The 13014-nt window shown below is 61.4% G+C and carries 12 protein-coding genes; all 12 read right to left on the bottom strand.

Features of this window, described 5'->3' with window-relative positions; all coding sequences use genetic code 11:
• Positions 1-57 precede the first annotated feature (57 nt).
• The 12 genes from prfB to ACSQ1X_RS13650 all read right to left on the bottom strand — a co-directional run bounded on the left by prfB (position 58) and on the right by ACSQ1X_RS13650 (position 12479).
• Complete coding sequence (gene prfB, locus ACSQ1X_RS13595) at positions 58-1173, bottom strand: peptide chain release factor 2 (RefSeq protein ID WP_055796362.1); 1116 nt, start codon at positions 1171-1173, stop codon at positions 58-60.
• 54 nt (positions 1174-1227) lie between these two features.
• Positions 1228-1641, bottom strand: a complete 414-nt coding sequence (locus ACSQ1X_RS13600) for a pilus assembly protein TadG-related protein (protein ID WP_436058028.1) — start codon at positions 1639-1641, stop codon at positions 1228-1230.
• 44 nt (positions 1642-1685) lie between these two features.
• Positions 1686-2183: a hypothetical protein gene (locus ACSQ1X_RS13605; RefSeq protein ID WP_436058029.1), complete on the bottom strand. Its 498-nt coding sequence runs from the start codon at positions 2181-2183 to the stop codon at positions 1686-1688.
• A complete protein-coding gene (locus ACSQ1X_RS13610) occupies positions 2164-2475 on the bottom strand; it encodes a TadE family protein (protein ID WP_436059339.1) in 312 nt (103 codons plus the stop codon). The genes ACSQ1X_RS13605 and ACSQ1X_RS13610 overlap by 20 nt, the downstream gene beginning before the upstream one ends.
• A gap of 138 nt (positions 2476-2613) precedes the next feature.
• A complete protein-coding gene (locus tag ACSQ1X_RS13615) occupies positions 2614-2865 on the bottom strand; it encodes a hypothetical protein (protein ID WP_436058030.1) in 252 nt (83 codons plus the stop codon).
• 65 nt (positions 2866-2930) lie between these two features.
• Positions 2931-3872, bottom strand: coding sequence for a type II secretion system F family protein (locus ACSQ1X_RS13620; protein WP_436058031.1), 942 nt, complete (start codon positions 3870-3872; stop codon positions 2931-2933).
• The gene (locus ACSQ1X_RS13625; protein ID WP_436058032.1) at positions 3869-4723 is read right to left on the bottom strand and encodes a type II secretion system F family protein; all 855 of its coding nucleotides are present in this window, start codon (positions 4721-4723) and stop codon (positions 3869-3871) included. The genes ACSQ1X_RS13620 and ACSQ1X_RS13625 overlap by 4 nt, the downstream gene beginning before the upstream one ends.
• Positions 4723-5946 carry a CpaF family protein gene (locus ACSQ1X_RS13630; RefSeq protein WP_436058033.1) on the bottom strand — a complete coding sequence of 408 codons (1224 nt, stop codon included), beginning with the start codon at positions 5944-5946 and terminating at the stop codon, positions 4723-4725. The genes ACSQ1X_RS13625 and ACSQ1X_RS13630 overlap by 1 nt, the downstream gene beginning before the upstream one ends.
• A 129-nt stretch (positions 5947-6075) precedes the next feature.
• Complete coding sequence (locus tag ACSQ1X_RS13635; protein WP_436058034.1) at positions 6076-7557, bottom strand: glycosyltransferase family 39 protein; 1482 nt, start codon at positions 7555-7557, stop codon at positions 6076-6078.
• Between the two features lie 112 nt (positions 7558-7669).
• Positions 7670-9961 (bottom strand): acyltransferase family protein, encoded by a 2292-nt coding sequence (locus ACSQ1X_RS13640; protein ID WP_436058035.1) that lies wholly within the window; start codon positions 9959-9961, stop codon positions 7670-7672.
• 106 nt (positions 9962-10067) lie between these two features.
• Positions 10068-11486 carry an oligosaccharide flippase family protein gene (locus tag ACSQ1X_RS13645; protein ID WP_436058036.1) on the bottom strand — a complete coding sequence of 473 codons (1419 nt, stop codon included), beginning with the start codon at positions 11484-11486 and terminating at the stop codon, positions 10068-10070.
• Positions 11487-12479, bottom strand: coding sequence for a glycosyltransferase family 2 protein (locus tag ACSQ1X_RS13650; RefSeq protein WP_436058037.1), 993 nt, complete (start codon positions 12477-12479; stop codon positions 11487-11489). It abuts the gene before it with no gap.
• Positions 12480-13014: the final 535 nt, after the last annotated feature.

The raw sequence follows: 13014 nt of genomic DNA on the forward strand, positions 1-13014 counted from the left end.
ACCTGGCGTGTCGCAGGATTTCAGCCACCGAATGGAGCACCCCCGCCGGTCCCGACCCTAGTTGGCGGCGTTGCGGTTATCTGTCCGCCAGCGGATGCCGGCGTCGATGAAGTCGTCGATTTCGCCGTCGAACACTGCGGAGGTGTTGCCCACTTCGTGCTCGGTCCGGAGGTCCTTGACCATCTGGTAGGGGTTCAGGACGTAGGAGCGCATCTGGTCGCCCCATGAGGCCTTGACGTCGCCGGCGAAGGCCTTCTTTTCCGCGTCTTCCTGCTCCTTCTTGAGCAGCAGGAGCCGGGACTGCAGCACGCGGAGGGCCGCCGCACGGTTCTGCAACTGGGACTTCTCGTTCTGCATCGAGACCACGGTGCCGGTGGGGATGTGCGTCAGGCGCACCGCCGAGTCCGTGGTGTTGACGGACTGGCCGCCGGGGCCGGAGGAACGGAAGACATCCACGCGGATTTCGTTGTCCGGGATCTCGATGGAGTCCGTCTGCTCGATCAGCGGAATCACTTCCACGGCCGCGAACGACGTCTGGCGGCGGCCCTGGTTGTCGAAGGGGCTGATCCGGACCAGGCGGTGGGTACCGGCTTCCACGCTGAGCGTGCCGTAAGCATAGGGTGCGTTGACCTCGAAGGTGGCGGACTTGAGCCCGGCTTCCTCGGCGTAGGAGGTGTCCATAATGGTGGTCGGGTAGCCGTGGCGTTCCGCCCAGCGCAGGTACATCCTGAGCAGCATTTCGGCGAAATCCGCGGCATCCACGCCGCCGGCGCCGGCACGGATGGTGACCACTGCTTCGCGTTCGTCGAACTCGCCGGACAGCAGCGTCACCACTTCAAGGTCCTTCAGGGACTTCCGGATGGACTCGAGCTCGGCGGCCGCCTCGCCCATGGAATCGGCGTCGTCCTCGTCCTGGCCGAGTTCGACCAGGACCTCCAGGTCGTCAATCCGGGAAACGAGCTTGTTGAGCCGTTCGAGCTCGCTCTGCCGGTGGGAGAGCCTGGAGGTGATCTTCTGTGCAGCCGCCGGGTCGTCCCAGAGGTTGGGCTCGCCTGCGCGCTCGCTCAGTTCAGCGATGTCTTCCTTCAGCTCCTCAACATTCGAGACGTTTTCGATGGAGGTGTAGGTGGCGCGCAAAGCGCGGATTTCTGCGGAAAAATCTATTTGAGCCATGGTTGTTAAAGCCTACGCTATGGTTCCTAGCCGTCCGGCACCGGCTCTGCGGCGCTACCGGACCAGTCGGGAGCGCGCTGTGGAGGTGGCCTCAATCCTGATCCCGTCCGGAATGAGGAAGTTCACGATTGGAGGATGCACCTCAGCGCTCAGCACAACGACGGCGGTAGAACCGTCGGGGCTCCCGGTGTCCGGCGCGACGGCTAGGCCGTCGAACCTGGCAAAGGCGCCGTTCCGGCTTAGGTAGTCTGCGGCGACGCTGCGCACCCGTCCGCCGTTGAGGACCGCGGACGGGCTGCCGCCGCCCGTCTCGACCTGGCCCAGCGTGTAGCTGTCGGCCGCTGCCACCGATGCCCCGTCTGCCGCGGACAGCAGCTTCTTGTGTTCAAGGTAGAGCGAAGAGGCCGCCATGACTGCGGTGCTTACCAGGAGCGCCAGGAGCACGTAGCCGATGATCAGGACCATCATCTGCCCGCCTTCCCGGCTTGGTTCAGTGTCACGGCGTTGGGACGCTATCGGAATCGCCCCACAATCTGCGTGGCGGAGGCGTCCAACCGACTTGCATTGAGCTGCATCGAGTCGCTGAACGGTACAAAAGGCAGCGGCACAGTGAGGTGGACGGTGATGGTGACGGCCGAGCCCGGGGCGAGGCAGTCCGAGGACTGGCAGCTCGCGTCCATGCTCGCGTTGTCCGCCGTGTGTCCGTAGTCCGCCAGGGCAAGCATGACGGCCTGCTCGGCTGCAAGACGGCCGCTTTCTGCGTCGGGCTGGGCAACATACACCTTGGCGGCCTGGTCGGCCGCGCCGACGACAGCGAAGGCGCCGCCCTGGATCTGCCCCACGGTAATGATGAAATACACGAGGGGCACCATCAGGAGAAGGGCGAGGAACGTGAATTCGACGACGGCGCTCCCGCGCTCGTCAGAGGTGGCTTCCCCGCTCCCGGGCAAGGCTTCCCCGCTCCCGGCCAGGAACAGCCTGGCCGCGGTCCTACGGCTGGATGGCAGCATGGCCTCTCACCTCCAGAGCCTCCCGGGGACCGATCAGCCCGATCACCGGCAACGGCGCCCGGACCGTGACTTCGAGGGCGCGGATTCCCTGATAGTTGACCTCCGAGGTGGTCACGTCTTTGGCGAAGTCCGCGTTGAGCGCCATTCCGATGAGCTCACTGGTGCGGTCCCTCGCGTCGGCCGCGTTCCGGTCGGCGAGCGTGCCGTATCTGGCCCCCGAAGCCGCAGCGTCGATCAGGGTGTTGCGGACATGCAGCACCAGCGTCAGCTGGATGATTGCCAGGAAGAACATCGTGAGAAGCCCGCCGACCAGAACGAAGTCCACAACGGCGGAGCCACGTTCCCGCAGGGACGTAGCATCGCGCTCAGCAGGGTTCTCCGATGTCCGGCAAGCCGGATCGTCCGCCGCCGCGAACGCCGGGGTCATCTGCTAGTTTCCGACCTTGTTCATGGCCTGGTTGAACAACCCTTCGAGGGCAGGTCCGGCCAGGGCCAGCAGTGCAGCCACGAGCACTGCCGACATCAAGGTGATCATTACCCAGCCCGGTACGTCCCCTCGTTCCGGATGGTCCGCGCTCCCGGCAGGCCCACGGCTGCTGTTCTCGACGAACGCTGCCGCTGTCCGGAGCAGCAGGACGATGGGGTGGATGAGGGCCAGGGCGCGGATTCCTAGGTGTTTCATCGAGATTCCATTCTGTGGGTTCGGGCTGGAGTTCTTGTCCGGCGATCCGGGCGATCTTGATTCAGTCATAGTCCGAGGCTGATGGCGGCGAGGCCGGGAAACACGGCAAAGATGACCGTCAACGGGAGTATGCCAAAAACCAGCGGGACCATCATGGCGATCTCCTTCTTTCCGGCCGATTCCATCAGCTCACGTTTGGCGGTGTCGCGAACATCCTGCGCCTGGGCCCTGAGGACATCAGCAAGGGGTGTCCCCCGCTCCACTGCCACGATGATCCCGTCAACGAATCGCACCAAAGGCCCCAGGTCGGTCCGTGCCGAGAACCGCTGCAACGCTTCGACCAGCGGTTTTCCGGCCCGGGTTTCCCCAAGGACCAGCTCAAATTCGCCGGCGAGTTCGCCATGCGATGTCCTGCAGACCCTGTCCAGGGCGCCCGAGGCACTTTCGCCAGCGCTGACGGCAAGTGCCATCAGCTCGGCGAGGCTCGGGAACTCGGCCATCATCCGCTTTTCCCGCCTGCTGATCTGAGCGCCAAGCCAGTAGTCCCTGAACAGGAATCCGCCAAGGGCGCCGCCGAGGACGGCCACAACAGCGAGGAACGGATTGAACTGTCCTGCGGCCACTCCGACTAGCACCAGGCCCGTGGCAACGACGAACGCCAGGACAGCCCACAGCAGCTGCTCTGCCCTGAAGTCGACGACAGACTTGCGGATTCCTGCCTGCGCCAGCCTGCGGGTCAACGCCGAGGACCCCAGGTTGAACCGGGTGAGGAACGAGTGCGCGTCTTTCAGCATCGGGCGCAGGATGCGTTCGAGGGGACCGAAGGGCGTGAGGTTGTCCGCCGGGGCCATGAGCAGCCTGGACTCCAGGTTCTGGGACTTGAGTTGCGGTTCAATGCGCTCCGTAAAGCTCATGGGCCGCATGAATGGCAGCCGTACAACCAGAAGCCAGAGTCCGGCTCCGAGCAGGAGACCGTAGATCACGGCAGCGGCCGCGGGCGACGTCATCTGAGCACCCGCTCGTCCTCGGGAAGGGCCCCGATGCGCAGCATGACGGCGTAGCAGATGGCGGACACGACCAGCCCGCCGAGGAGCACCGCAGCCCCCATCGCCGTGTTGTAGGCGGCGACCGCTTCGGGTCTGGTGGCCAGCAGGACCATGACAATCCACGGAGCAGCCACTGCAAGCCGGGCCGCATTCACCGTCCAGGACTGCCGGGCTTCGAGCTCGCTTCTGGTCCGTGCGCTTTCCCGTAGGAATTCGCCCAGGGTTCCCAACAGCCGGCCCAGGTCGGAGCCGCCCACTTCGCGCGTGAGCCTCAGGGCTTCGACAATCCGATCCGCGACGGGATCAGCAAGCCGTTCTTTGAGCCTGTTGAGGGCCGGATCGAACTGGCCGCCGGCGCGGTAGTCGGATCCAAAATCACGAAAAACGTGCCGCAGTTCCTCGGGACCCTTGTCACCCAGTTGGATCAGCGCCTCCGGCAGGGACAACCCTGCCCTGATTGCGGAACGAAGGTGGTCAACAACGTCCGGCCAGAGCTGACGCAGTGTCGCCGTGCGCTTACGGGCGCGCCACCTGACAACTGCCATCGGGAGCCAGCCGCCAAACAGGCCGAAGCAGGCAGAGATGGGCCAGGACCTGGTCACGGCGAAGAACACCAGACTGACGAATGCCCCGAGGCCAAGACACGTAGCTACCAAACCCAGCCCGGAGACGTTTTCGATTCCCGCTGCCCGCAGCAGGTCCCGGAGCCGACTGGAGCGGGCAGGGCGTTTGACGGACTGGGGCTGTTCCCATGCCGACCACCAGATGAGGAACAGACCTGCACCGAGAACCACGCCCAGCACGGGGGCCATCAGCGGACCTCCAGCAGTGCCGCAACGTCGAATCCCGCAGCGGCGAACTTCTCGACGGCGGGCATGGAGTTGGCCCTAGGCTGCAGCTGGCCGTCGACCATCGAGAAAACCATCGACGACTCGATGATGCCATTCTCAACCCGCCTGCCAAGGGAGAGGATCTCCGTCACCTGGCGGCGGCCGCTCGCATGGCGGCTGCAGTGGACCACCAGATCAATGCAGGAGGCGACCGTCGGCACTACGAACGCACTGGAGATGTTGTCACCGGCCAGCAGCGGAAGGGTGCACAGCTTGGTAACGGCGTCGTGCGCGGAGTTCGCATGCACAGTACACATGCCGGGCAAGCCGGAGTTGAGCGCGATGAGCATATCCAGGCTTTCCGCCTCGCGGACTTCGCCAACAACCAGGCGGTCCGGCCGCATCCTCAGCGCTTCCTTGACAAGCCTTCGCAGCGGGATCTCTCCTTCCCCCTCAAGGTTCGGCTGCCGGCACTGCAATCCGACAACATCACGCAAGGGAAACTGCAGTTCAAAGATTTCCTCGACCGTGATGACTCGCTCACGTGCCCCAATGCTGGCAGCCAGGCAGTTCAGCATGGTGGTTTTCCCGGCTTGCGTAGCCCCCGACACCAGTATGTTGAGCCCGCTGGCTACTGCGGCACCCAGGAACCGGGCCGACTGGGGAGTAAGGGTGCCCAGCTCCACGAGGTGGTCGAGCCGGCTTGCCTTGACCACAAACTTTCGGATGTTGACCGCCCAGTGGCGCCTCGTGACATCCGGGATAACAACGTGTAGCCGGGATCCGTCCGGGAGGGCGGCATCCACGAACGGCGAGGACATATCGAGGCGGCGGCCTGAGCTTTTCAGCATACGTTCCACAAGGTCCCGTACCTGCTGGTCCGAGAGACTAAGGGACGTGAGTTCAGATTCGCCGTTCCGCGCCACGTAAATTTCGCTCGGTTCGTTGATCCAAATTTCTTCGATGGCGGGGTCATCCAGCAGGGGCTGCAACGCGCCGAAACCTGCAACGGCGTCGTAAACCTGCCGACGGGCGGTGTCCAAGGGGCCGATCGGCGGAAGCGGTCCCATGAGCGCACGCTCGTCATAGTCGCTGACCGCCGCTTCGACCAGGCGCCTGACCTCGCCGGCCTGCCGAAGCGGGTCAAGGCCGCGGCGCCGGATCAGTTCGCGGACCTCGTCCTCCACAATTCGAACAGCATCCATGAGTTCCCCAATACGACTGCCGCCCCCGACTGAGGCAGTACAACTTAAAACTAAGGGGCCAAGACGTGTCGACCAAGTCATATCTTCGATCTGTGGATAAATCTGCGATGGCGATGATTCGAACTTTATCTATTTGAGCCTGTATTTCGTCACAGTTGTGGAGGGTCCCACCTGACTGTCGGCGGAAGAATAACCCATGCTTTGCAAGGCATCAGCCATTGCGGATTCGCCGGACTTTTGAATGAGAATTACCGTGCGGTACTGGCGGATCCGGTCCGCCGACGCCTTCACGTCGAAACGTTGGTTGAATATCCTCTTCCACTGGGCGGCGGTGATTCCGATGGTGGGGTCACCCAATCCGGCAAACGCCTCGGGGTATGCCTGGTACGCCAAGTCGCTGGCTGGACTCAGCACAAACGAATCTCCGGGTGTGCCAAGCTTTTGAACGGAGTCCGCAACAAAACGAAAATCGTCCTGACGATCACGTCCGTACTGGGTCCGTTGGCCCGCGTAGGACGGAACGCAGATGAGGAGAACGACTGCAACTGCAGACGCTATGGCGGCTTTGAGCTTTCGAGTTGTTCCTGTACGCATTACCGGCAGCACCGCGGCCGGCGCGGCCGCCAGTAGCGCCATTGCGGGGAGCTCGAACGTCAAGTATCGCGGCAGGTAGTAGTTGCCACCCGAAACCAGTGACCCGACAATCACAACCGCGGCCGGACCAATCAGCCAAGGTATTGTTAGGCGCACAAGAAAATGCCGCCGACACAACACAACACCGATCGCCGCGGCCGTCCACATGAAAATCGCAAGTCCCACCATTGACAAATCCTCGCCCGGCGTTGGCACCGGCACGACTTGGCCGTCGTTGGCGAAATAGCCGTCGGCGAAAAACTGGAGGAATGTGAATTCGAAGGGAAACGCGGGACCGACTTCGCGAATCCACGAGATCTGGAACTGCTGCCGGCTGGCTGCAATTCCTACATACAGTGCGGGCAGAAGCCACCCTAGGGACGCCGTCAGCATGCCGCGCCACTCCTTGCGCAACATCCGGTCCCAGAGAAGGGATACGGCGTGCGCAAGCAGGAGTAAGACGCAATAAAAAGACAAACTAACAGTGACGATTCCAACCACTAAGTAGGCGGCCCATTTGATCCGTCGCGGATTCTCACGGATGGAGACCAGAATATACGTAGCGGCCACAGCGCCCAGGAGGGTCAGAGCGTAAGACCGGGCATCGGTCGCAGCGTACTGGACTCTCGGCAACAGAACCAGGAAGGCCGCAGCTAAGAAACCGAAGTGAAGGTTTGCGACCTTCCTGCCAATTTCAACCATAAGCAATGCCGACACCGCGACGGCCAAGAGGCTAGGGAACCGAACGGACACCTCAGAAAACCCAAATATTCGGGTCCATCCGTACATAATGAAGTAGTAGGCACCGTGGACGGCATCGATGTTTCCGAGCATCGCCACAAGATCCGGAAAACTCCGCCGGACAGCGCTCAGGGTTGCCGCTTCATCGGTCCAGAAACTCGGCCGCCAGCTACCAAGAACCGAATAGGCAAATGCGATGATTGCCACGATGATCGAGGACTTGGAGAGTTTGGTCACCGCACCATCCTAAGTGCGCGCCCAGACTAAGACCCGATCCCCAGAGCCCGGCAAACCGTGGCTCTCGGCCACTGCTAACACGTACAGGCCTGCAGTGAGAGCAGACCCAAGCCTATAAGAGTCCGCGTTTTTCAATCAGTTCTTTCAGTGCGCCCTCAATGTGTTGGCCGTAAGGGAGCGTGAAATGAGTATGGTCTTTCTTCACGGGAATCCGACCGGCGAACTCGGGACAAGCGTCCTTGGAACTGCAAAAAAGCGCACGAGTATCGAGATGCACGCTGTTGGTCGCCTTGGCAGCAGCCGAATCGGCTTTGGCGATGTCATACCAAAGACTGGATACCGTGCCGAGGCAGTCGGCGGGCTTGCTGACAGGTGAATAGCACTCCCTGACGTCCTTGTCGAAGGGCGGAGGACTGAGGATGAGGCGCTTACCCGATCCATCGATCCTTCCAAGAATGGACTCCATGCCCGCTTGCCAGTCCGCCGCTGTTGCCGGCTTGCCGGTAGTTGACATACGCTCGGGAACCATCGTGTTGCCCACAATCACAATGTCCGGCTTTGATTGTTGAATGAAGTCCACGGCTTGCTTCTTGCGTTCGACGCAGTAAGCCTGTTCCTCCGGGGACTTCACCATTGGATAATCATTGAATGGGCATCCCGGCCGCCCAAAGATTCGGATGTTCCAGCCGTTCTCTGCATATAGCTTCGTCAGCGGAAAAGCCCACCGCTGCGAGATTGAGTCTCCCACCAGCACGGCTTTCTTCTCGGCGTCCGCCGGACCAAATGTGCATTCTTCGGCACTGTGGTTGCCGGGCGTGCCACAGTTCAGTACTCGGTCCGGATGCGGGTCCTCGGACATGAGCGTCTCCAGAGAAGGGTCGAATTCCGGCCACGACGTTGCGGAGACGGCAGCGTTTAGCTCCTCACGAAGCGCTTCTCCAGCCGGACCCTCCACTGGGGCGGGCGGGAAGTCCGTATGGGTCGCGGAAAGCGGCGGCGCGACCACAGCAGGCATGGAGCCTACCTTCAGTCCTGTCGCGCCAACAGCCACCAGAAGGAATACGGACAATCCGGCGAGAGGCCGCACAAGCTGTCCCCGCGCTGAGCGACGCCTCTCCTCGGGGACCCCTTTGCTTTCTGTTTTCGGTCCGGAGGACAGCCACGAGCTCTTGCGGATCGGGTCCTCAACGAGACGGTAGGAGTACACGGCAAGGCCAAGTGTCATGAACAACGACATAGCGAAAAAGAACCCGCTTCCCGGCGGGAGCAGGACCCCCAGGAAGACAATTACCGGAAAATGCCACAGATACAGGCTGAAAGAAATATCGCCGAGATAGCGGCTCACGGGGTTGGTCAACAAAGGCAGGAACCGCTGCGAGCCGCCGCAGCCCGCCCCAATAACCAAGACTGTGGAGACCACCGGCAGCAGCCCACCGGGTGCCGGGAAGCCAGTTGCGGGAGTAACTACGAAGACTGAAACGATGATCCCCACAAGACCGAGGTTGGCCAATGCCGGACGCAGCCAGTTCGGAATCCGCTCGCAAAGCGGTATGGCGAACGCAAGTAGTGCGCCCAGACCCAGTTCCCATGCCCGGGAAAAAGAGGAATAGTACGCGGCACCCGGATTGGAAGACGTTTCAAAGAGCGCCCAGGCGAAAGAAGCGACGCTCAGTAGTCCTATCAACATCGCAGCGGCCCGAAGGGACGCGGAGCGGGCGACGCCCCGCCGTCGCAGAAATACCAAAGCGGCCAGCATGATCCATGGCCATATGAAGTAGAACTGTTCCTCCACCGCAAGGGACCAATAATGGCGCAATGGGGATACCGGGCCGTCTGCCTGGAAGTAGTCCGAGCCCTGCAGGAGGAACCTCCAGTTTGCCGAAAACAGTGCCGCCCACAAGGAATCAACTGCGGTGGTGGCCATACGCGGCCCAGCGAAGAGGAAGAAGGAAGCCACAAGAGTCGCTGCGATGACCACAAGCGAGGCGGGCAAAATGCGCTTCACCCGTCGCCGGTAAAAGTTCGCGAATGAAATGGTCCCGCTTCGCTGCCATTCCCTCACCAAGAGGCCGGTTATAAGGAATCCGGAGATAACAAAAAACACGTCAACGCCGACGAAGCCGCCTTTGGGCCAACCGAACAGATGGTCGACAATGACAGCACCCACGGCAACAGCGCGAAGGCCTTGGATGTCCGGGCGGAGTCCCGAACTTTTTGCCCTGCTACGTTTGGCCGTGTTCTTCCTGGTAGCGGATGGCGTGGCCAACGCTTCAGCTGGACCTTCATATGACGTCAACGACAAGCTTCTAGCCTCCTCCGGGATGTAGTCAAGCGCCCACTGACGAAGTCTTCCCGACGAAAAGAGCGATGGTCGAGAGTGGCAGTCAGGGGGTTCGCACTTCACTTTGAGGCGCGAGGGCGGTCCACACGTCAGATATGCCGCCGCGAATCACTTCTGCCCGTCAATACTACCCTTCCCGGTTCGTCTGAGCTGCATTCGACAAAACCCATCAGAGGCTTCTCAGCCGCTTCAGGTAAGCGATTCCTGCCACAAGACCCACCGCGCAAGTGGCAATTGCGCTCCCGATGCCCCAGCCGATGGAGTCCGGCAACAGCAGCATGAGGAGAGTAACGCCGACAGCGCCAGCCATGCCTTTGAGCATCAGTGGCAGGTTAACCAGTTCGCGGTCGTAGCTCCGGACTACTAAGGCGTAGACAACGCCAAGGAGCAGATACGCGACGACTTTGATCACACCCACGAGCAGCAGATTCCCGCTTCCGGCCGGGAAGAATGCCAGTCCCAGACCGACAACTGCGATGGCCGGCGTAACGACAGCCATCAGTCGCGTCTTCCCAATGGCAAACAACTGGGACGTTGAAACGAGGAAAACCACGTATCCGTAACCCAGAAGCGGCAGGATCCGTGCCAGCAGGAGGAGGACCGGCTCTGGATCGTTGACCAGCACGTGAGTTGCAAACACCGCAACGCCGCTTCCCCCGAGCGTCAGCATCAGACCAATAAAGACGGCCTCACGCTGCACCTTTGCAACCTGCCCGGTTGTATCCACCCCCCGATGAGAAAAAATTGTCGTTTGCCACACATTGGAAAGGGCCATGATGACCGCAAGTGGACCCAAGGCCAAGGGCATCACTGCGTTATATCGTCCGACCAGTTCTTCGCCGCGCAACAATGTAATCAGGATCGACTCGCCTTGCAGCATCAGCACGAGGGCGATGCTATGCGGCAGCACCGGCAGGGACGTTCTCACTGCGGACCTAATGGATTCACGATATTTCAGTGGTGCTCCGGGCTTGCTGAGCGCAAGCCCCGCCAGCGAAGCCAGCAAAACGCACACGGCGAAACTCGCCATGTACACCGTCGCTGTGGGTGCGATTATCAGGATGGCTGCGAGGCCCGCGACGTGTCCCAACACCGTGGCTACAATCGTTATCACTACGAACGCCAGGGCTCGGTGCTGAGAACGCAAATAGGCGAGCGCCATTTGCGTAATGCCGTGGAGGCCGATTATTCCTATGGAAATCAGGTAAGCAGAGACATCTCCCAGGGACCCGGTAACGGACGCAATGACGGCGAACAGCAGGCCAGCCACGCTGGCACCGACAATGCTGAGTCCGACGCCGAACCCGTTCAGGGAACGCGCCCGCTCGGGTCCCCGATCAGGATCGAAGTACATCGTGCTGAGGACCATCGGGAGGCCCGCCGAGAGTGCAATCAGGCCAATCGAAATGAATGACAGGGAGAAACTCACCTGTCCCCACTGTTGAGGGTCCAGCAAGCGTATGGCGAACGGCTGCACTGCTACGGCCCCAATGCCCTGGGCGACGGCGGCAACGAGATAGAGAAGACGGTGGTGTGATGGAACTGCCACCGGTGACGTCTCGCCGGTCAGCCGCGGTTCAGTAGTCATCTACTTGGCCATGTCGAAGGTCCGCCGGACATGCCAGAGATAGAGCTTGGCATACAGTGCCGGGAAGACTTTGATGAGCATTCCGGACAGGCCCAGGTGCGGCGCAGCCAAGGTCACGTCAGCAAGATCCCTGAACGAGAGTTCCTCACGAACGTAGCGCACAATCCTGTCGACGCTTTGTTTAGGGCTCCCCGCAAACAGCCCGCCCGAAATGGTAAGCACGCCCAGAAATGTCCGCAGTGTATTCCAGGAACGCGTCTTGACCTTTGCCGCCAGATCCGGGTTCAGACCTTCACGGACGCAGGCCAGCGGACCGTCGACAAATTCCATCGAGGGCTCTTGGCTCCAGGTGAGTGACTGGCCTTGGACGTGGTAGACGTAGACCGGTGTGGACACTATGCGTACCTTGCGGCTATACGAATAGGCAATGGAATTAACTACAAGGTCCTCATAACGGACCAGATGGTCCGGAAACGAAAAATGGTCAAAAAGCGAGCGGCGATAGACCTTGGCATGGAGGAAGTTCCACAGCTTGCCCTGCAGCGCCGCGTCCACAGTCTCCAGTCCGGTCAGCAGCCCCTGCGCAGAGTCCGGCCTTGGATACCGGCGGCCCGCCGGAGTCTGCGCCACGTGGGCAGCGACGACTATGTCGATGCCTTCCGCAATGTTCGCTTCCATCGTGGCGAGATAGTTTGAGAGCAGCTCGTCGTCACAGTCCAAAAAACCCACGAATTCGCCGACCGCCTCTGCAACGCCAGCGTTCCTGGCCGCACTCGGACCTCCGTTTCGCTCCTGCCTGATGAGCCGGATCCGGCCGTGCCCTTCTGCATCGACGAGGGACTCGACCAAGTCACGGCTGTTGTCCGTGGAGCAGTCATCTACGACCAGCAACTCCCAGTCGTCGCGATCCTGCGCCAGCACACTCCTGATGGCACGCTCCACCGTCGCGCCTCCGTTGTATAGGGGCATCACGAAGCTGGTCCTGATCGGCATGGAGTGTCCTTACTTATCGCTCACGGAACGGATCCCACTTAGGGTCGACGGCCCTGCCCCGGCATCCGCGGCAGCATATCTACTCTACCGGTCTCAGTACTTAGCCCCTTCGCGCTCCAGCTTTTGTCACTCCAGCAACCCTAGTAACACACGCAACAGGAGTGTTATCTTAGATCAGCTATTCGGGACCGTTGACGTGGTCGACGCAACCGCCACTGCCCTACCCTGATCCCGACGGTCAATCCGAGTTCGCACGGTTACCCTGGGGAGCCCGTTCCGGAGTTGTATATGAATAAGTCCAAGCACAAAATGCCAAGCTTGCACTCGGAAGGTGCGGCGCGTAGGCAGATCGCCGCAATGCTATCGACAGCATTCACGGCCGTGGCCATTGGGCTCGCAGGGACCCTGATAGCGGTCCCCTCCGCCACCGCGTCGCCACTCCCGTCGCCCTCCCCCTCGGCCACAGCGTCAGCATCGCCTACAGCGGACTCAGTCGCCACCGCAGCGGCACCGACTATCCCGGCGTCACCTGAAC

The sequence above is a fragment of the Arthrobacter sp. LjRoot78 genome (assembly GCF_964254335.1).
In the GTDB taxonomy this organism is placed as follows: domain Bacteria; phylum Actinomycetota; class Actinomycetes; order Actinomycetales; family Micrococcaceae; genus Arthrobacter.